Source organism: Paenibacillus sp. Y280 (assembly GCF_056786335.1).
In genome coordinates this window covers 18,055-39,158 of the sequence record NZ_JBXCIW010000033.1, presented here as the reverse complement: position 1 = coordinate 39,158, position 21,104 = coordinate 18,055, and the positions used below count along the sequence as shown (strand labels likewise).

The following is a 21,104-nucleotide window of genomic DNA, read 5'->3' as shown; positions in this document are numbered from 1 at the left end:
CATGCATTTATGCTTTCCGATTCACGAAATAAATGCTGAGAAGAATGAGTACTAAACCAAGCAGCAGCGATGCGGTAAACGGTTCGTCCAGAAATATCGTGCCGGTTAAAATCGCGACTAACGGAATAAGAAAGGTGAAGGATGCAACCTTGCTCGCCTCGCCCGAGTCCATCAGCTTATAGAACACCAACCACCCGATGGCGATGACAAACACGGAAATAAACAGCAGAGTTATTATAAACGCAGGTGTCCAAACGACATCAGACCAGCTTTCCACCCTTGAGCCTAGTACGGTCATGAACAAGCCGCCGATTATTAATTGAAGCGAAACAAGCCAGATCGGATCGACGCTTGGACCCTTCTTCTTCACATAAATTGTGCCCAATGCCCAGCTGAGCGATGATCCGAGGGCGAGTAATATGCCTGCAACGGAGATATGTCCGGACAAGCCTCCTGCACCGCTGCATATTACGCCAACGCCCGAGAACCCAAGAACAAGCCCCGTAATTTTCAAGCCGTTCATCGATTCCCCAAGCCATAGCCAAGAGAACAATCCGACGAGTACAGGCTGCAGAAATACAATCGCCGAAAACAAGCCTGCCGGCAAATATTTCAGTCCAATCGTCTGCAGGCCATAATATAAAATGACATTTACGATAGCGGATACGACATAAATCATCCACGTTTCACGAAAATGCAGACGTTTATATCGCGGAATTGCGATAACGAGCAGCAGCACGCCCCCCAGTAGCGTTCTTATTCCAGAAAATAGCACCGGCGGCATGAACGAGAGCGCATATTTCGAGAGCGGCCAATTGACTCCCCAGACGATGACTAAAAATAATATTAAAAAAATCGTTTGATTTCTTGATAGCTTTTGCATGTTGAAGGTCCCCTTATGGTCTGTATGACGAAATCTATATTTCAAGCTTGAACCGCTTCAGAGCCGCTCAATTTTTTTAAAAAAATTTTTTGGGTTGATTGTATATATTTACAATTGGTTCGACATAATAACTTTACATCCCAAGAAGGAGTGAACTTACATGAGCAGAAAAAATTCAAACACGTTGGTAGTACCACAAGCAAAAGCAGCAATTGCACAAATAAAAGTAGAAGCAGCACAACAGCTAGGTGTTCCGTTCTCGCAAGATGGATACAATGGTAATTTATCCACTCGTGATGCAGGTTCTATTGGTGGATATATTACAAAAAAATTAGTCCAAATCGCTGAACAGCAATTAGGACAACGCAAACTTCTAGAATAAAACCAAAGCCCTCCATTATCAATAGGATAATGAAGGGCTTTTTTATTTCTATTTTTGAAGATGGTAAGGAACCGTTGCGATGACCACATCTTTTTGCGTGAATAGGTAAGCTCTCAGCATTAAGCTGGTCTGGTTATGGAGAAAATAATGCCACCAATGCTTCGTAATAAATTGCGGGATGAGAATCGTAATATGATCGGTTTCGCCCGTTTTCCATTCAATCGTATCGATAAATCAATCTTTCCATATCGATCTTATGCTCTGTATCTCACGAGCAATTAACTCTTTTTTATAGGAATACAAATAAAAATAGGGAGGATCAGGAATTTCACCTGCCCCACCCTATTTCATTGAATGATCTAAAGATCCAAATCGGTTACAGCGCCTCTTGATGCGGATGATACCAGCTTTGCGTATTTCGCCAGCACGCCTGATTTATATTTAAGCGGAGGCTTGACCCACTCGCTCGCTCTTGCTGACAGCTCCTCAGGCGTAACATTAAATTGAATTTCCTGCGCTTCGCTGTCTATCGTAATGAGATCGCCCTCTTGCAGCAGCGCAATGGGACCGCCTACCTGCGCTTCCGGCGATACATGTCCTACAACAAAGCCATGCGAGCCGCCGGAGAAACGTCCGTCGGTTAGAAGCGCCACCTCGCCGCCCAAGCCTTTACCTACAATCAAGGCGGTAACAGAGAGCATTTCCGGCATGCCGGGACCGCCTTTAGGTCCAGCATATCGGATGACCAGCACATCGCCTTTGACGATTTCGTCATTCGTAATGGCAGCTGTCGCCTCCTCCTCGCTGTTGTATACCCGTGCAGGACCGGTAAACTTTAATTTTTTCATGCCTGACATTTTTGCAACTGCGCCCTCTGGAGCAAGATTGCCTCTTAGCACGACGAGCGGCCCCGTTGGTTTCAGCGGGTTCTCGAAAGGACGGATGACCTGCTGATTTTCCTTCAATGGCTGTGCTTCCGCCAAGTTTTCTGCTAATGTTTTCCCCGTTACTGTGAGACAATCGCCGTGAAGAAGTCCTTTTTCCAGCAGCAGCTTCAATACGCCCGGTACGCCGCCATTATCATTTAAATCCTGCATCACATATTTGCCGCTTGGCTTTAAATCAGCAAGATGCGGGACAAGCTTGCGAATTCTCTCGAAATCGTCCAACGTCAAATCTACCTCGACCGAGTGCGCCATAGCTATGAGATGAAGCAGCGCATTCGTCGATCCACCTAGAGCCATAACGAGCGTAATGGCATTCTCGAACGCTTTTTTAGTCATAATATCACGCGGCCGAATGTCCTTCTCAAGGAGCTCAATCACCGTTCTGCCCGCTTCTGCGCATTCAACCGCTTTATAGGAGGAAATCGCAGGCGTGGATGATGAACCAGGCAAGCTCATGCCCAAAGCTTCAACGGCTGAAGCCATTGTATTGGCTGTATACATGCCGCCGCATGCGCCAGCGCCTGGACATACGCTGCATTCGATTTCATGGAGCTCTTCATCTGTCATTTTTCCTTCCTGATATTGTCCGACCGCCTCGAATGCCGTTACGATATCCACATCTTTGCCGTTATGCTTGCCCGGCTGGATCGTACCGCCATAAACATAAACAGCAGGCAAATTCATTCTGCCTATCGCCATCAAACATGCAGGCGTATTTTTGTCGCAGCCGCCAATGGCAACCAAGCCGTCGAAGCGTTCTGCATTTACGACAATCTCAATGGAATCGGCAATGACTTCCCTGCTTGGGAGCGAGAACAGCATCCCTTCATGTCCCATGGATATGCCGTCAGATACGGTAATCGTATTAAAAATCAACGGGGCTCCTCCATGCGTGCGAACCCCTTCCTTTGCCTGTACTGCAAGTTTGTCAATATGTACATTGCATGGCGTCACTTCACTCCATGTACTTGCTACGCCGATCATAGGCTTCTTAAAATCTTCATCCTGAAACCCTACCGCTCTTAGCATCGCACGGTTCGGAACACGGTTTACCCCTTCACTAATCACTTTGCTGCGAATACGTAAATCCTTTTTGTTTTCCATGGAAATCACTCCTCGTTTATAACAATTAATGCGTATAAATCACGCATCGGACGCAGAAGATTTTGTTTCATTAGCTCTGATGCCTGCTCACGCTCGCCATTCTTCATAGCGGCAATGATTGAATCATGCTCCTGAACAGACGCTAATGTAGCGGAAACAGGCTGCTTGAGAAACAAATATTTAAATCTTCGGATATGCAATTGAAGCGACGAGCTGTACGTTGAAACATACGGATTGTCTGAAATTTCAATAATGAGATTGTGAAATTGTTCATCCAGCTCCATCGCTTGATAAGGTTGACCCTGCTTTATCGCATCAGCGAATTGCGCATTGATCGCTTTCAATTGTTCAATATGCTCTGCCAGTATGGCTTCAGTGGCCATCTCGGCTGCAAGCCCGTGCAAGGCTGCGAGTGTAGGATACAATTTTAAAATATCAGTCTTCTCCATCCTTTTAACCTTTGTATAATTCCCAGGATGTACCTCGACTAATCCTTGAACCTCAAGAAGCTGGAGTGCCTCTCTGACCGGTGTTCTGCTGACGCCCAATGCTTCTGCTAATTCAGCATCACCGAGTCTTTCCCCTGGCTGCAGCGTTCCATCTATGATCCAGCGCTGGATTTGCGAGTATGCACGTTCTTTGGCTGACATTCGAATCGGAGTGGAATAATGGCTTGGAATAGGCATTTGAATCCTCCTTTATACGAGAAATATATCGCATATATATGCAAATATCAATATATTTATTTGTGAACTCTCTTTTCAAAATAGCAATCCATAAGAAACCTGATTCGAATCGATATGATAAGATGAAAACAGGTTGAATTTCATTAAGTGAAGGAAAGGATGTTGTCAAATGGCAAAATATACGATCTTTATCAAGTCGGAGGATGCTAGAGCGCAGGCCGAATTTTATTTTCAGGCTTTAGGCGGCGAGATCCAGTCTATTATGACGCACGGACAATTGCCAGATGCAAGCGAGGAGCTCAAGGACAAAGTTTTGCATCTCTGTGTTCACGCTGGCGGGGTTAACTTCTTCATGTCGGACTCCGTGTTTGAACCGATCGTTAAAGGGAACAACGTCCTTTTGAATCTCGACTTCGAAACAGCAGCCGAAGCCCGGCAAGCTTTCGAGAACTTAGCAGCAGGCGGCCGCATTACCCATCCGTTAGAACCTGCCTTTTGGGGCTCGTTGTTTGGAGAAATCGAAGATAAGTTCGGATTCCATTGGATGATTACAGCACCGCCGGATGGCCCCCAAGTTTAATTCAATTTCAATTCATCATGAATTTGCTGTACGAGGCTGCCCGTTTATTAGGCTGGCCTCTTTTTGTTATAGACGTAAGAATACAATTGTGAGCCACTTATACAAGGGTTTGTCCGTATGGTTGTCGAATAGTGTCGGAGATATGATTTTCTCCAAAAGCATAGGATTAGGAGGATGACGATCGATGTCGTTCTTATTCAACGCCGGCGATTACCCGCAGAGTCCTGGCTGCTATCTGATGAAGGATGATCAGGGGGCTATTCTCTACGTCGGCAAATCAAAAAATTTACGGAGCCGGCTGCGCTCTTATTTTACGAAAAATCACATATACAGAAAAATAACCCAGCTCGTTGATGAAATATCATCCATTGAGGTCGTGCTTGTAAATAACGAATCAGAAAGTCTTCTGCTGGAAAACAATCTCATTAAAATACATAAGCCCCCGTATAATCGTGCGTTAAAAAAAGAAAATAGCGGCTATGCATATTTGCAGCTTACAGCAGAGCCGCTTCCCCGGCTCGATGTCTATTACCGCAATCGCAAGCGCAGTCATGGAGGTTCTGCAACAAGTGACGCACATCGTCTTGGCCCTTTCAAAAGCGCTCGATTTCGAGATGCCTTACTTGAATTCGTCACGGAGCATTATGGGCTTCGCACCTGCAAAGCGATGCCCAAGCAGGTATGCTTGCTGTATCATATCGGCAAATGCAGCGGAGTTTGCGAAGGCAAAATATCTGAGGGCGATTATTTGGAGCATACGCGCCAAGCATCGGCGCTTCTCGCTAATCGAGGGCAAGGCTTGATCGAAACCTTATACGCTAAGATGGAAGCCTATGCGGCAAAATTGGAGTTTGAGAAAGCACAGCAAATGCTGCTTAGCATCCGCAATCTGGAGCAGGCAGCAGACAAGCAGATCGTAGATCGTGAGGCAGTCATTGATCAAGACGTGCTTTATTTCGGGGAAACGCATGTGCTGGTGGCAAAGGTTCAAGAAGGCATGCTGCGCGACTTTCAGCTGTTTGAGCTTGAACAAGCAGGTAGTAACGGGGCATGTGACCAGTTTCTAATGACTCGTTACGCCGAGGCTAGCCCTGACGAATTAATCGTAAACACCATTGAGGACAAGAAGCGAGTACGCGCAGCCATAAGGGCAAGCGGGAAGAAGCAGCCCGCCATTACACAACCGAAGCGAGGGCTGAAATTCGATTTGCTTCAGCTGTGCAAATACAATTACGATTACCGAATAGAGCGGCTTCGTTGCCAGCAGAGCCTCATTCACACCTGAAGAAACCTCTAAGTAATTGATTTGCAGCTTACTGCGAAAAAAAATCCGCTAGTCAGCTTAGAATAAGTTAACTGGCGGATTTTACGTTCATTTATCGACGACTTGCAGTACGGTAAGCTCATACGCTGCCTCTCCGACTCGGATGATGGTGTTAGCTGGTAGATCGACCTGCTCGCCTAAGTCTGCAATAACCCGGCTCGCATATCCTTCTTGCTCAGGCTGGTTGCTGGGTATTGGGCTTCCAGATGCAGAGCCAGCATCATTTGTGCTGTCCGATTCCTCGCTTGCGGCATCATCGGTCGCAGTATCTCCATCTACAACAGGCGTTTCTGTAGGCTGGATCGTAGACGGTGCATCGGACTCCGTCGCAGCCGAATCTGTGGAATCCGCAGGAGTCTGTGTTTCCATCTCCCCCGCGCTGCAATTTGAAGATACCTTTAACGCCTTGTATTCAACCGCTTCAGCACCCAGCGGCTCTATTGTTAATGAATCCGGTGCAAACTGAGCGCAAGCTGCTGCATCCTTAAACGCAAATACGAGGGAGGTCGTTGCCTCTTGCTCATTGTTTGCCGCATTTTGCTCTGCGTAAACGAGCGTTTCCGGCATAGTTATGCCCACTTCAGCAGTAGGCGTCACCTCAGGCAAAGCTCCGCCCACCTGCGTCTTCTCTCCCTTGCCAGCGAAGGATTGCATCATGCCCGCAACGACCAAAACGATGCCAATCGCCGCAACAGATGTAATCAGAGTCGCTTTACGATTCCGGCGAAAAAACTTGGAAAGCGGCGAGGATAGCTCCCGCTCGGCCTGCTTATATACGGCAGTGAGAGCTGGGCCAGCCTTTTCGAAGAACTGCTTCCAATTTGCGCGTTTCTTGAAAGCATCCCGGTCATATTTCTCGAAATAACCGACTATAGCCGTTTTATACGCAGGCACGAAGCCTCTCGATCTCATGAAATCCGGATGCTTCTCCGACAGTTGGAAAAATCGGTATATCATCTCTTTATCCGGTGCATTCCGCTGCAAATAGTCAAGCAGACCTACATAATCTACCGATTCCAAATCCGAGCTGCTGAGATAAGCCAGCACATGCCGCGGAGCATCTGCAAGCTCCAGCTGTCCTGCAAGTATCCGGCGCCCTGTCAGCTGCACACGGTCGATCTCTGCCGGTGACAATCGATTGAATAGGGCAACCGTCGGCTCTGGCAGCACAAGCCATTCGTACATGGCAAGCAGCGCAAGAGCCGCAGATTTCTGGCGGGGGTCCTGAAGCTGGCTATTCCATCGCTGCAATTGGTCTTTGAAGCTGAGGAAATTCGCTTGCCTCAACTGCTCAATGGTGAGCCTGTCTATATCAAGCTCGGTCAGCATCGTGCGATAAACGGCCAGCTCGAGCTCCTGAATAAGATCTTCAGCATCATCGGAAGCCGGCTTTCCCATTCCAGTCCGAGCTTCCTCACCCAGAATGCGCAGCTGCGCAAGCACGCTGCTTGATGCTGGTAGGGAATAGCTTTCCCGCTCCAGCTTATCCGTCAGCTGTTTCCTTGCCAGCGTCTGAAACGGTTCAAAGCCATACAGCCTCGGATGAACGCTTCCCCAATGCACTAGCTGCTCCAGTACGCTTTTTGCCCCCGCCGCAGCCTTTAGCTTCTTCTCCAGAAAAGAAATGAACAAGCTGCCTGTCAACGTTGAATCCGTCATCAGCTTCGAAAAGAAAGCCTTGCTTAAAGCTGAATCGCTCTCAACGGCTGCATAGATGGAAACAACCGTTTCTTGCACGTTCAGCCTGTTCGCTTGATTGAGCGAGTGGATGAAGAAAGTAACGATTTTACTTTCAATATTTTTGCCGTCGATTCGGTAGTAGTCCTTAAAGATGTCTATTATGAATGGTTCCGGCACTAACCCCTGCCTCACGCGATCGAATTCATAATCAAATCGGGATAGGAGCAAATCATTGAGCCGCATCTTGGAATCAAGCGAGCCTGCTGGCTGCAGATATTCGAGCAAACCGCGGAGCACAGCTGTTTTATGCGCTTCATACAGCGCTTCATTGCCTTCCTCAATCTGATACATCACGCAAAGCTCATGATAGGCAGACGCTGCGATTTGACGCTCCGGCCCCATCCCTGCCAGCATGAGCTCCGCAAATTGAAAGAAGCTGGCCATATGCTGAGGCCGCTCCAAATGATCCCATGCGAAATCCAAATACGGCTGATCCGTACCGTCCAGATCGACGTTTATGATCCGGCCGTTAGCGAAATCAAATGTAAAATCCTTCTCGATGCTTCGGTCTCCAGGGCGCAGGCTTCCCTGCTCCACGAATGTAAGATGCACCGCTTTGCGGCTTTGCGGCTCTTTCGCGTACGTAATAAAGCCAAGCTGCTTGCGATAGGCATATGGCAAGCTTGCATAAATCACCTCAAGCAGCTGTTTTGCTTTGCTCGGAAGCTGCGCGATCGGCACGTCAAGCGATACATAAATCTTCTTCTTGCCGCTGACTGCTGACATTACCGCATGCAGCAGCTGCTTAAATGACTTCTCATCAATGTTCAGCAGCGTTAATAAGGAACGATAGGATGGCTTAATCGCTGAAGCCGCTTGAATCGGCAGGCTGGCTAATTCCGCGATCTCCGTACCCTCAGCAATATTATAACTGCTTGCAAAAGCTGCTTGCAGCCAGCTCTCATAGTCATTTGCATGGTTATTCGCGAGACGCTCTGGAATGATATAGTTATGCGTAAAGAATGCGCTGCGAAGTCCGGTGAAATCCGCTGCCTGATAGACGCTGCGTCCGAGCAGCACATCGCCATTGTCCAGATGTAGCAGATGCATCGTCTCGGGATATGCAGAAGCGTCCTTCTCTCCGCGCGTCGCCAGCTCGGCAGGCGCATCGTATACGCAAAACGGATGAAGCATCTTTTTGATAAAAGAAGGGTCTAAGCCGCTTGATTTGGCGATCGTGTCATAGCCCTCCGTGGATCTGAAAATACCGCGTCTCTCCCGTGCGTACATTTGCTGCTGAATCATCCTGCGGGGCATAGAATCGCGCACTATTCTCTTCTCCCCTCGATGAAGTTCAGCTTATAAAGCAGCCAGATGAAGGGCTCGTCCACACGGATTGGACTAACGACGGTTTGGAGCTTCTGATCCACGGGATTGCTGCCCAGCGCGGATACCGCATAGTACGCCGTATCCTTGAAATAAACGTCCATCGTTCCTTTGAACGGGCGATCGACCTTCTCGATGAAGCGCCTGATTTCGCCGTCGATATTTTCAAATTCGGTCAGATTGAAATAATTGCGGTGCACCATATTGTTGAAAATATTGCTGTTTGATTTAATGTACTCGCCATCCTCATCCTTCAGGGAATGAAGCATGTCGCTCTTCGTCAGTACGACAGCTGTCGGTATATCCGTTTTGTTGTTTTCCTGATACGCAATAAAGTCGCCGAACATCGTCAGGACAACGTCACGCGGCTCGTCGTATTGGGAGACCCATTCGCCCGGCTTATCGCCGATATTCATTCTAATTTTCTCGCGTATGGAACGAATTTGCAGCGGATCAACCATAAGCAGGATGCCTGCCGAGTTTTTAATATGCTGGCCATGCAGGCCGAGGTAATCCTGCTCGACCATCCCCTCGCCCGCCACATCGAAGAATACGAGCGTAAGCGGCGGCTTCGAATCATCCTTAAAGACGAATTGAAAAATAAACGGCTCCTGCATCTTCTCCTTTTGCGTGGAAGCAAGCAGATCGCCGCGCTCGAATAGCGGCTCCTCGTAATAGGTGCGGAACTTGCGGCTAATCTCCGCGTTGAGCGGCATGCAGGCCGCATTAAAATGATCCGCCGTCGTATTTTGCAGCGTATGGATTAACGAAGTCATATACACGGATTTGCCAACCTGGGATGCACCAATAATGGAAATGATGTTGCTTGGCACTTTGCCTGCCGTTACCGGAAGCTCGTTATGACATTTCGGGCAAAGCCTTCTGCGCGTCAGCTCGCCGTAACGGTCATTAATGCCGATCAGCACGTGATCGGAGTAAACCCGATGCTCTTCCGGCACGTCCACCGGGTGAAGCACCGCTTCCATATCATGTACGGAATCGAGTCCGAAGCGCTCGCGGTATTTGTTCAGCTCCTCGTCTTCCCCAAGCGCATAATCCTCATCGTCCTCACGGGAATGAGCTGCGCGGAAAACGACCTCATCCGGCGTAAATTTGCTAAAACAATAGGGACAGACGATATCGTAGAACAATGGACGCGGCTTCGCTTCCGGCTTTTTTTTGAAAAGATCGAAAATGCCCATGCGATCTTCCTCCTTTATTCTGAAATCAACTCGTACGTTTGACCGTATGTTCGGCCATCTGTAAAAAACAATCGTATAAAATCCTGTTTGCCGATCTCAATGGCAGGCAGGACATTTTTCCCCGCGGCAAAAGGGGCGACAAACGGATATAACATGCCGTCTTCCTTATTTGCAGGATAGCTGCCCTGCTTCTTCACGTAGCAAAGCACATCCTTTGCAATCGGGACCTCGGTCGACACCTGAATCTGAATCGTTTTGAACTTCCTAAAGAGACCGCCTTTGCTTCCGATCGAATAATAAATTTTAGCCCGTCCGGCACTGATTTCGATACGATTCTCTCGGTTAGGCTGAAGGATGAGCTGCGGTCCTGCACTCCCCTCCAGGCAGGCAAACACCGAAAAGACAAACAGCCCAACACCTTCAATTCGGCTATGATAGCCGTTATTCGCTTTATACTCAGCCTTCGTGTACAGCTTCAGGTGATGAGTGTCCGGCGTTCCGTCCTCTAACTGATCGACTGGCTTTTTCCCAATATAAACCGCTTCTATCCCACCCGGCCAAATCCAGCGCAGCGTGCAGCGGTCCTCCTCGACTGCGCGAGTCAAGCCGCTGATGACCGGAGAACCGTCCTCTGCATCGATAAAACGCATTTAAATCCGCCTCCCGCATCGTTTAAAATCCATGACTGCGGCTATCCTTCGTCCGTCCGCTTATGCCCGTAGATGGACGGTCGCTTGTGCTGCTTTTTCTGCCGCCTCCGCGAAGTCTTGGGCTATTGCTGTCTTTAACTGGAACAATAAGCGTAAATACGCTAATAATTGCCGCCAGTACGAGCACCGCAAATAAACGGGATAATCCATCTGAGATCATATGACCGGATAATCCGGAGTCCAATATGAAGCCTGCCAGCAAGCCGCCTGCTATACCTCCAGCGCCAAAGCTGACCGCCAAAAATCGATTGTCGAATACCAGCCCAAGCGAAACGCCTATGCCAGCACCAATAATGGCCAAGCATAAAATACGAAGCAGCGTATAAAACGTACTATCTGCAAGCTTGCCCGTACGCTCTGTCAGGAGCGTCTGCTTATCAATCTTGTCGTATATATTTTGGAAAACGAGTCCCAGTCCGTTCGCTTCCGTCACATCATAGTAGCTTCCGCCAGTCGAATCCGCAATTTCCTTGAGCAATGCTGAGCCTCTAGCGTCAACCACGCTTAGACCAACCGTATTCACGGCAATTTGCTGCTCTTGATACGCCGCAATTTGCTCATTCAAGCTGGATTCGCTGAAGCCGTCCGACAGCAGGATGACCATTTTGCCGCGATCAGCGTCCCCCATGCCCTTGATTGTGTTCATCGATTCATCAAGCGCTAGACTGAAGTTTGTACCTCCATTAGTCGGCTCAATCGCATCGATCGCGGCATTTACGGTATCCTTCTCAGCCTGCGTGCTTACGCTTGTAAAGGGCTGAAGCAATTCAGCAGCATCGCTAAAGGCAACAACAGCCACCCGCTTATCGCTTTCCATGTTGGCAATCAGCTGCTTCGCAGCTGCATACCGCTCATTGTCAGGATCGGTCTCAAGCATGCTCCCCGAATTATCGATCGTCAGCACGATATCCTTTACCGGCTTCGCGCCGCCGAATTGCAGCCCATAAATCAGCTGAACCAAGCCTCCGACTGCAAACAGCAGCAATAACGTCGCCGGCACAAGCAGCTTCCACGACAAGGCGGTGTAACGCTGCCGCCAAGAAGAGCCGTTTAAGCGCGGCGCTATCAACTCAGCAATGAGGCAGAACAGCCCAATGCCTAAAGCGACGACGCCAAAATAAAGGCCGACAACGACGAAGCGCGGCCAGCCCTCCGACAATTGGCCCAATACCAATTCGCCGATTGCGAAACCGATTGCGCCGCCTATTAAGCTGAACAACAGCAGAAACCCATTTATTTTTCTTTGCATAATGACAGCACCCCTCTCCCTTGCTAGTAGACCAGCGCGACTAATGATGTATACCGGTCAGCGAAGCTTAGGCAGATGGGCTGGATCTAGCACGTGAAATTCGTACCCATTCTGCAAATAGGTTTCATAATATACTTTGCCGTTCCGGTAATACATCAAATCTTCTAAATGAAAGCCGCCCATTAAGTTTAATTTCAGAGCGCCGCTGCTGCGCTTCTCGTGGACGCAGCCGAGCTTGTAAATGCGTGACGTTTCGTCAACGCCAAGCGCATAGCGGATAAACTCGCTCTCTCGATCTCCGAACAAATACTTTTCCTCAGAACGATGCTCGTGAGTGTAGTCGAGAAGGCGGATGTTAATGGACGCGTTGTCCTCCAGCGTATGGTACAGCTGGCGGAACAGCTCCTCCCGCGTCAAGGCTTTGCGATTGCTGTAAGCCACGGATACATTCGCCCGCAGCAAGAGCTCCTCCTCGAATGGATGAGCAAACGGCTCTGCTGTCAACAATTGCTTGCGGCAAACATCGATCAATCGCGCTAAGAGCGCGGAATCTCCTTGCTCCAGCAGCTCCGTTGCGCTGCCCACGTACCGTTCCTCAAAAAACGCCGATGCGCCGCGTTTTTCTTCTATATCCTTCATGACGCCTTCGGTTACGCGCTCATAATATTCATAGATGTTCTGCCCGATATAATCATCTGCCGAGCGAATGCTTTGCAGCGCAGCCGCCTTGAGCTCTGCCCCAAGTGTATTCATCTGTTCTACTCTCATACGATACTCTACATGCAGCTGCTCCAGCTCGCGCGCGAACCTTCGATACAGCGCAAGCTCTGTCTCCGTACGCAGCAGCTGCCATTTCAGAAGGTAGACCGTATCAAAGAAGACGCGTATAAAGGAGCGAAGATTTTGCTTATCCATAAACGGTAGGCGTTGAAATTTCAAATCCTCGACGCGCGAATCGCGGGTACGTTCAAGCTCCTCCTGAGCAAGACCGACCTCTCTAGTCAAATCTCGTATTCGGGCATGAACAGCGTTCAACGCGCTGCCCGGTTCATTCTCATCGGTCCACTCGGACACCTGATAGAAGCTGACCTGCGGCTGCTCCTTCCGATTTCGGCTGATGATGCGGCGCAGCTCATCCATAGGCTTGTGTTCACCAAGACGGATAGCTGCTGCATCGGCAAAATGTTTGCGGAAAAAGGCTTCGCAGCCTTCGCCGAACAATGCTTCCTCCGCTTCATGCAGCGACATACGGCGCAGCTGTTCAAAACGAATGCCGCTCGTTAAGAGACCCGTCATATCAACAAGGTTATCCTCGCTCGGAACGATTTGAGCGATTCGCGCCTCCATCGTCTCAGCATCAAGTCCGAAGAACGCCAGCTTGTCTTTGCTCGCAAGCTCAGGCATCGTCTGCAGACGTGCTGCCAGCTGCTCAAAGAAATGGTACAGCACGGTCAAAGCGATGGAATAATCAGGGCGCTTCACTTTGGCTAGGCCAGCCGAGACGAAGCCCTGCCTTCCTGATTCGGACATGAGACTATTTCGGAACGACGAATTGTTGTAGCTTCCGTCATTCGATTGAATATGTGCGTCCTTGCGCTTCCTGTTCTTCAACAGGAGAATATGGCAAATGATTTCATAGTTATCCAGCATGCCGTTCAAGGTTGTCATACCCCGCTCGTTGCGGTCAGATAAAATATAGACCAGATCAAATAGCGGAGAGTGCTTATGAACGACAGGAATCGCAAGGCCATCGCTGGTCACCTGAAGGTTCGCGGAGTACGAATAATCCAGCTGCTGCATCCCCTCAAGCTCACGAAGGAAGCCAATTCCCGCAGCACCCGCATAGCCGAAAGTCTCTGACTGCTCCCGCTCGTTAATTAGGGCGTACAAATCCATTTGCACCGATTTGAAGAGCTGCAAAAATATCGATTGCGCAAGCAGCGATATTTCCGGAACAAGCACGTTCATAGGATCGTCAACCCTTGTGATAACGGCAAGGTGAAGGCGATCGAAGGAAGCATACAATCGGCCATAGTCGGCAATCGTATCGCTAACTTGGCGCAGCGCCCTGTTGAGAGCAACCAAGCAGCGCCCCTCCTCGCGGAAGGAAACTGCTATATTCTTGCGCACCGACTTGTTATCGCTTTTATCCTTCGTTAGACCGGTCAAAGGGACTCGTATAACCTTTGCCGCTGATCCGCTATTTCTCGCCACGCGATCGGCTGTCACCGGGTTACTCTGCTTCCCCTGCTCTGTGCTGGCATCTCCTTCTCCGGATGATACATGGAGGTAAATAACACCGGCATTGTTATCCCATTTCAGCTCATTCGAGCGAGTCATCGGCTCAATCGCTTGTTCCGCTTCATCGCCGATGAATAGAAATACGGTCGGATAATGAATGCTGCTCTGATCATCCTCAAGGCCTCTTAGCTTCTGTTCGGAGGCCGAATAATCGGCCGCAAATTGATCCAGCATGACTCTCATATCTATTTCAACTTTCTGCGAATTTCATTAAGTTTAGAAGTCATTTCCTTGTAGAACCGGTGCAGCTCCTCGCCGTTTGCCAGCTCGACCTTCTCGTACTCCAAACGCTCGCGTGCATCAAGGAAGGTACCGAACAGCTCCTCCAGCTTGTGAAGCAGCAGCTTCGTATCCTCGCTTGCCGTCAATTCATTGACTCTGCGCGCCGCTTTGCGCATAAGTGTGCTGCGGTTTTTCTCCTCAAGGCGGCGGAAGCTCTCGAACACTTCATGCTCGACGTAGCTGCTGCTCTTCATCAGGTTAGCGAAAGGCGACCAAGCTTCCTCCTCGGCATCACGGTCGTACACGTAAAGCGCACCCTTCTTGCAAATCGTATCCGTGTACAACGCCTCGATAAATTGATCAAGCCATTTTTCTTCATCCTGATGCTGATGAAGCAGCAGCTCAAGCTCGTTTGCTTTAATGGCAAGCGACTCATACTTCGAGAGTTCCTCGCGAACACGACTCAGCTGCTCCGGCGAGCGAATGAGATTCTCCTGCGCCAGCTCCTCTGTGAAGCTTCCGAAAATATCTTTTGTCGATTCAAGCTCCAGCCCTTCGGAAAGCAGACGCTTCAATTCGTTTAACGCTCGTTTCACCTCGCCCAAATTAGGCTTAGCAGCATCCAGCTGCATATTGAATGGCTTTAGCGCATCAGCAAGCTGGAACGGCTTCGTGAAGCGAACCGAATAACGGCTGCTCGTATTTTGATCAATGCCCTTCTCTACAATAACGCGGAAGCTCTCTGCCTTTGCAAACTCGGCGCGAACTCTTGCATTATAGCTTTGCACACGTGGATTGACGTACGTATCTCCCCATGACTTCTCCGGAATCGGAGACGGCAGGTACGTCCAATTGTTGCGATCGGTTTGCACCAAGTGACGACCGATGCCTTCCTTATCCAAAATCGTTCGCTCATAGCTTTCCTCATACACTTTAAGCGGCGTATAAACGAATAAAGGCACGCCGTTTCTCGTATTCAGCCAGAAAATCCGGTTTTTCACTTCGCTTTCCTTAATCGTGAAGTGGGATTTTCCGATCGAGTTATTTTGATAATTCCGAATGCCTCGCAAAATGCTAGGCGCCTGTACAGGCACCGATACGAATCCCCATGAAGGCACATGCAAATTGCCTGAGCTGTTGCTCAGATGGAATACAGGAACGGCTTCCTCATCCAGCTTGCTCGCAATATGGCGTTCAACAAACTTCTCGATCGATTCATCGTTCCCGTATTTCATAACAAGAAACTCTTCCATCGATTTCGTAATGAGGTCGCCGAATTTATCGGTCAAAAATTCCGAGATCGAGCTGACGATATCGATTTCCTGTTCCTTCACCCATAGGTTGGAGTGATCGAGCAGCTCCTGCGTAAAGTCGCGGATCAGATCATCCCCGTCCTTCTTATCCATAAGACGGCTGATGACATCGGAAATGTCAGGCACCCCGACGATATTCCAATAATACGTTTTGTTTCCCTTATGGTCAGCCTGCTCTTCGCCACTCGTGAGAATATCGCCGTTTTTGGCAAAGATCGTATTAAGTACATTTAAAATTTCAGTGAACACGTTATAGATCCGGTTGTTCTCGTTGTTCAGAAGCTGGTGCAGATCCTCATAAAATTCGATGAGCTGCTCCATCCGCTCCACGTCCGCAAGCAGCCAATATTCATTGATTTTCGCTTCAATATAATTGTTTTTCTTCTTGTCCTTGGACACGAATGCGCTCTTCGCATCGCCCATGCGCTCTTCCGCTTGCTCTCTAGCTGCTTCAATCTCTCTCGGCAGCCGCGACAGTCCTTCGCGTAGCGTCTCAATATAAGAAAGCATCATCTTCAATAAGCAGAAGCCTTTCTCCGTATACAAGAGACGAGATACGTAGAACGGTCCCTGCTCCGGATGTAGGAACGTGCGGCGAATTTGATCAGTAAATTGTCCTACGATTTCGCCTGGAAGCTGTTTCTTAGCCTTGATGTATTCCTCACGCGCACGGGCCAAGAAGTTTTGCTCCAGCTCGGTATCCATATTAACGGCTTGCATCTTGATCACGTTGTTGTAGCTGAGACGCTCGCTGTTCTCGAAGCCTGGAAGCGGCTCAGGCACGCGCGAATCGAACGTCTTCATCATCGTTTCGAGATCGATGCCAAGCTTGCGCGCAAACTTTTCCACGTCGTCCTGGCTTGGCGCTTTCTCGAACATTTTGTCCATTTTATTAAAAAGCCGGTAAGCCAAATAAGTAGTCATTTCCTCAATCGGCAGTACGGCCGAGGAAGCTCCAATGATGTTGTAGTCGTAGTTAGCCGGATACATCTTGTTCATTTGGGCGATATTCGTCCGAATATTGCTAATATAGTCGTGAATGGCGAATTCTTCGCCAGACTGCTTTTCCTCGCTGGAAATAAAGTTCGTAATGTTCTCCGCCGTCACGTTCATGCAGTAATCGTAGGCATTTTCGAGCAGCTTGCCTTCCGCATTTGTCGCCGAAATAAGATGGCATAGATTAAAGGGCGGAAGCGGTGAGTTTACAGATAGGATATTGCCATATTGCTGCCTGAACCGCTCACCCCTGCTGTCCACATTCATCCAATAATCAAGTTCCTTCAGCGCCGCATAGCCGTTTTTCCTAATGTACTCGCGTGTATGATCGCTCAAGCTTTTGTTCGATAGGTTGATGTCCGGCGTGAACAAATAACCCAGCGTATTGACCCGGTCGATGCCTGCAGCACCATGATCGCGCTCGATAATGCCTCTAACAATATACGAAATATCGAGGAAGCAGCCGCTTCCCGTTCCGCCGGATAAGCCGGTAAGCAGAAATACCATCAGCTTCTTGTTTGTACCCACAGACAGCGTCTTAATTTTTTTATCGATGCTTTGCACAACTTGGTTGATCTTTGTGAACAGCAGCAGCCGTCCTGCTTGGCGCACGCCAGCCGCACCGTTCATGCCATCGGTAATGCTCAGCTCCGGCGACAGCCAATCGGTAATGTACGGCTCCAAAATGCTGCGGTTTTGCAGCAATCCGCCAACCTCGGCGTTGGATAGCAGCACAAATTCGTTGATCGGATCGAGGCCGATCCCTTTATATTTTTTATTGCGGTCCTGTTCATTCGTCTCGAAGGCAAGAAACTCGACGTTATCGGGCTTATCCATCTTTCTCTTGGAAACCGGGTCCTCCGGCAGCTTAAAGCGGCGGTTAATTTGATATTTCAGGCGAAGCAGCGCATCAATGCCTGTGCCGCCAAGTCCAATAATCAAGATCGGGTTATCGATGGTGTCCACTCGAATTTTCTCGCTGACAATTCCTCCGCCTAGCGAAACGTCGAGCTGTTGTATATGTTCTCTTACGATTGGTTTCATTGTTTACAACCTCCATTGCTCTATTTAAACGAGATACTCGATAAAAATCGTTTTATCCACTTGCTTAAGCGAAACCGTAATGCGGTCTCCGCTCTTCATTTCAAAATCACGCGTCGCATCGATTGCACGTCCCGACTTCTCTATCGTGCATGTGGAGCCGTTTTGGAGCACGATGCGGTCGTTGCTGCCTGGTTTAAAGACTACTTTCTCGGTCTCCTTCAGCTCAGGCGCCAGCTGCAGCAGCTGGTGAAGCAGCAGCTTGCTCTTGAAGGCCGTCAGCTTCTTGTACTGCGGCGACGTTTTGTCACCTGTATTCTCGTCACGGATCTCAATGACGAGCTGGCCGACAAAGCCGCGGTTCGCCTGCTTTAGCAGACGCAAGATGAAATAGGCTGCTGCCAGCAAAACCACTAAGCCTAACGCACCGATAATGACAGGCACAAGCGGGAATTGCTTCTTTTCTGTATCTGCTGGCTGATCTGGCGCAGTCTGCCCCGCCCCCCCTGATTTGGCCGTAATCGTTACCGGATCGGTTTCTCGGAAGAAGCTTTCCTCCTCCGCTTTAACCCTGATCTCATAATCATGCTCGTCAGCAACTTTGTATGTTCCTTCGAAATGATCACCAGCATTTTGCAGCGGTACTTCCTCGGTTTTACCTGTGTCCAAATCTTTAACGAGCAAAACCGCTCTCATGTTGCTGTATTGCTCCTCATCGACCAACTTTTGTCCGCCGCTAACCAGATAAGAGCTGAATTTCACATTATCGCCCTTCGAATAGCTAGTCTTCGCAAGCGGGTCCATCGCCAAGCTCAAATCATAGTTGAAGATGAGATTAATATCGATTTTATCGCGATTCACACCTTTGACCTGCAGCGTCCAATCACCTTCAGTCGGTGTAAGCAGCTTGATCAGGGAGTAGCTCTTCGACTTTGAAAGCAGGACGTCATCCGACGGAATCGGTACGTTTTTGCCGGACGGGTCAAGCAGCCTCGCTTCAACCGGCTTCGACGACATAATCGAAATGTTCGCTTCCAGCACATTCGCATTCGGAACCGATATTTTCACGTCCTGGTAGCTTCCATTAGCTGTAAACGAATCGACAGGAACGACGTTCAGCTCAAGATGACTAGCGAATATTTCGCTTAATATTTGCGGCAGATCATCTGCCGAGTTGGTTGAGAACGATTTGCCTCCGGTTACGTCAGAGAGCTTGGCTAATGCTTCCTTATTTAATTTGCCATTTGCATTCAGCCCAATCGTATAGATCGGCACATCTTTGTCATTCGCTTCTTTTAAGGCTTTCTCCATGTCCGCATCGGACTGGGCCTGCGTTCTGCCGGAATTATCATTAAAATCGTTATTGCCGTCAGCCAGCAAAATAATCATCGGCTCGTGGTCCGGATCAGCGCCGTCATCCAAAATTTGTACGGCTTCCTTTACTCCGACGGATACGTCGGTATAAGCACCGCGATTCAATTGGTCGATAAAGCCCTTCAGATTCTCCTTATCCGCGGCCGACTCGATCTCAAGCAGCGCCTTCTCGCGCTGAATTTCATCGGTATAGGCAACGACCCCTACACGATCCCCCTTGGTCGACAGCATGTCGATGAACATCTTCATCGCTTCGTTGCCGATTTTGCTTGGATCGCTTTTACTCATTGAATGACTTACATCAAGCACCAGCACCGCATCGATTTGCGAGGCTCCTTGAGCCGCATGTGCCGTAGATAAGCTGCCAAACGGCAGCAGCAGCATGGCGGAAGCCATTATAAGTTGACGAGAAAAACGTTTTAGTCGATTCATAATTGTACTCCTTTGTAATAGGACAAACGGTTCTCGCATGCTAGTCCGATAGTCACTGTTAGTCACTGCTCCAAGTATAATGTTATACTATAAAATAAGTATACCTGATAGATTTCCATAAATCACTTTTACTGTAAGCGAGGTACAGCACATGGTTACATACGTCTGTCTTGGACTATTGTTTCTTTTTGTCACAATCAGCGTCATCAGCTATCGTTCGAGCAGGAGACGAGCCCCTTCTCCCGAGCAAGTCAGTAAGCTGGTCTTATCTATTCTAAAAAGCAGCGGGCAGCGTGATCGCGAATGATTAAGAATAAGCTGCCGGTAATACTCAATCCTTCTATTAAATCACGCTTTCCTTATGAGAAGCTTAAAATTTGCCGCCGCTGCAATCACTTTACTGTACTCGGCGAATCGGAATGCCCGGTATGCCGCAAGTCTGCCCTGCAACATGTGGAGAAACGGGCAGCCTCCATTTTACAGCGTTCGATGTGGAGATCGCGGCTTATTGTATTGCTAATCATGACCGTTGGCCTAGTGATGAGCGAGTCCACGATGCAGACTAGTCTTTTCGCCGCAGGGTCTCTGCTTTTACTCGCTCTATTATGGACGATACAGAGAAGGTCGACCCCTGCACTTTTACTCTCGCAGCTTGAAAAAATTTTTCGAAAAGAAGCTTATACACTCTTTGCCGGCCTTGTAAATGACCGAGAAAGCGCCATAAAAGTATTTCATAGCGGCGACAAACCGCTCGCTTATGAAATGCTTCGTGAAATTGGAGCACTTGTCCATACCGACCAGCTTCGGGTCGAGCAGATCTTGCTGCTCCAATCATTCGTGCTGCGCAAGGACATGGATCTAATGCTGGATCCGCTGCTGATGGATCACTTCAATCCCGATCTTGTCCGTTATATAGGCGAGATTGCAAAAATTAGACGGGACCTCATAAAAGAAAACACGTTCCGCTATGTTATGCTACATGAAGCCCAAATTTTGAGGATGGAGCATGGCGAGAGCATTCTGGTTGGAGTAACCGGTGCTGCGGTCAGAATGAAGAGATACATTTCGCTGTATCCCTACTTGATAATGCGCTACGCACGCAAGCTCCCTAAGGACCGCTTTCTGCGGCTTTATCGGATCATTCAGGACAGTCCGAACTCGAGTTCCAGCGCTTTATACGCAGAGGTAATGGATATTTATAACGAAAAGTATAAATGGGATGAAGACTTCCAGCTCAAGAGCAAACAACGTTGATTTTCAAACTAAATGTATAGCAAATGGGCGCAATCACG

General features: G+C 48.8%; 14 protein-coding genes and 1 pseudogene. 4 read left to right on the top strand and 11 right to left on the bottom strand.

Translation table 11 applies throughout. The features are described 5' to 3' along the window. Positions 1-7: 7 nt before the first annotated feature. Positions 8-883 (bottom strand): DMT family transporter, encoded by an 876-nt coding sequence (locus AC1TPC_RS25365; protein WP_482069519.1) that lies wholly within the window; start codon positions 881-883, stop codon positions 8-10. Positions 884-1,043: 160 nt separating this feature from the next. Here AC1TPC_RS25365 and AC1TPC_RS25360 point away from each other — a divergent pair, with 160 nt between their 5' ends. Next, a complete protein-coding gene (locus tag AC1TPC_RS25360; protein WP_482069518.1) occupies positions 1,044-1,265 on the top strand; it encodes an alpha/beta-type small acid-soluble spore protein in 222 nt (73 codons plus the stop codon). Positions 1,266-1,313: 48 nt separating this feature from the next. Here AC1TPC_RS25360 and AC1TPC_RS25355 read toward each other — a convergent pair. The 3 genes and pseudogenes from AC1TPC_RS25355 to AC1TPC_RS25345 all read right to left on the bottom strand — a co-directional run. Next, positions 1,314-1,499, bottom strand: a pseudogene (locus tag AC1TPC_RS25355) (amino acid permease); the annotation flags it as partial. A 125-nt stretch (positions 1,500-1,624) separates the two neighbouring features. Beyond that, positions 1,625-3,316, bottom strand: a complete 1,692-nt coding sequence (ilvD, locus tag AC1TPC_RS25350; protein ID WP_482069517.1) for a dihydroxy-acid dehydratase — start codon at positions 3,314-3,316, stop codon at positions 1,625-1,627. 5 nt (positions 3,317-3,321) lie between these two features. Continuing rightward, positions 3,322-4,002 (bottom strand): GntR family transcriptional regulator, encoded by a 681-nt coding sequence (locus AC1TPC_RS25345; protein WP_482069516.1) that lies wholly within the window; start codon positions 4,000-4,002, stop codon positions 3,322-3,324. A gap of 169 nt (positions 4,003-4,171) precedes the next feature. On the opposite strand from AC1TPC_RS25345, the gene AC1TPC_RS25340 reads away from it, so the two are divergent. Beyond that, a complete protein-coding gene (locus AC1TPC_RS25340; protein WP_482069515.1) occupies positions 4,172-4,582 on the top strand; it encodes a VOC family protein in 411 nt (136 codons plus the stop codon). Positions 4,583-4,766: 184 nt separating this feature from the next. Continuing rightward, complete coding sequence (locus tag AC1TPC_RS25335) at positions 4,767-5,867, top strand: GIY-YIG nuclease family protein (protein ID WP_482069514.1); 1,101 nt, start codon at positions 4,767-4,769, stop codon at positions 5,865-5,867. Between the two features lie 87 nt (positions 5,868-5,954). Here the strand turns inward: AC1TPC_RS25335 and AC1TPC_RS25330 are convergent, their stop codons facing one another. The 7 genes from AC1TPC_RS25330 to AC1TPC_RS25300 are packed head-to-tail and all read right to left on the bottom strand — an operon-like array spanning position 5,955 to position 19,812. Next, positions 5,955-8,915 (bottom strand): GAP1-N2 domain-containing protein, encoded by a 2,961-nt coding sequence (locus tag AC1TPC_RS25330; protein WP_482069513.1) that lies wholly within the window; start codon positions 8,913-8,915, stop codon positions 5,955-5,957. Beyond that, a complete protein-coding gene (locus AC1TPC_RS25325) occupies positions 8,915-10,174 on the bottom strand; it encodes a TRAFAC clade GTPase domain-containing protein (protein WP_482069512.1) in 1,260 nt (419 codons plus the stop codon). The genes AC1TPC_RS25330 and AC1TPC_RS25325 overlap by 1 nt, the downstream gene beginning before the upstream one ends. Positions 10,175-10,188: 14 nt before the next feature. Then, the gene (locus AC1TPC_RS25320; RefSeq protein WP_482069511.1) at positions 10,189-10,824 is read right to left on the bottom strand and encodes a beta-mannanase; all 636 of its coding nucleotides are present in this window, start codon (positions 10,822-10,824) and stop codon (positions 10,189-10,191) included. Between the two features lie 22 nt (positions 10,825-10,846). Next, on the bottom strand, positions 10,847-12,133 hold the full coding sequence (locus tag AC1TPC_RS25315) for a vWA domain-containing protein (RefSeq protein ID WP_482069510.1): 1,287 nt from the start codon (positions 12,131-12,133) through the stop codon (positions 10,847-10,849). Positions 12,134-12,190: 57 nt separating this feature from the next. Further along, a complete protein-coding gene (locus AC1TPC_RS25310; RefSeq protein ID WP_482069509.1) occupies positions 12,191-14,617 on the bottom strand; it encodes a transcription initiation factor TFIID in 2,427 nt (808 codons plus the stop codon). A gap of 2 nt (positions 14,618-14,619) precedes the next feature. Further along, on the bottom strand, positions 14,620-18,009 hold the full coding sequence (locus tag AC1TPC_RS25305; protein ID WP_482069508.1) for a tubulin-like doman-containing protein: 3,390 nt from the start codon (positions 18,007-18,009) through the stop codon (positions 14,620-14,622). A gap of 24 nt (positions 18,010-18,033) precedes the next feature. Further along, positions 18,034-19,812 (bottom strand): vWA domain-containing protein, encoded by a 1,779-nt coding sequence (locus tag AC1TPC_RS25300; protein ID WP_482069507.1) that lies wholly within the window; start codon positions 19,810-19,812, stop codon positions 18,034-18,036. Positions 19,813-20,115: 303 nt separating this feature from the next. Between AC1TPC_RS25300 and AC1TPC_RS25295 the strand changes: the two genes are divergently transcribed. Then, positions 20,116-21,066: a hypothetical protein gene (locus AC1TPC_RS25295; RefSeq protein ID WP_482069506.1), complete on the top strand. Its 951-nt coding sequence runs from the start codon at positions 20,116-20,118 to the stop codon at positions 21,064-21,066. Positions 21,067-21,104 lie beyond the last annotated feature (38 nt).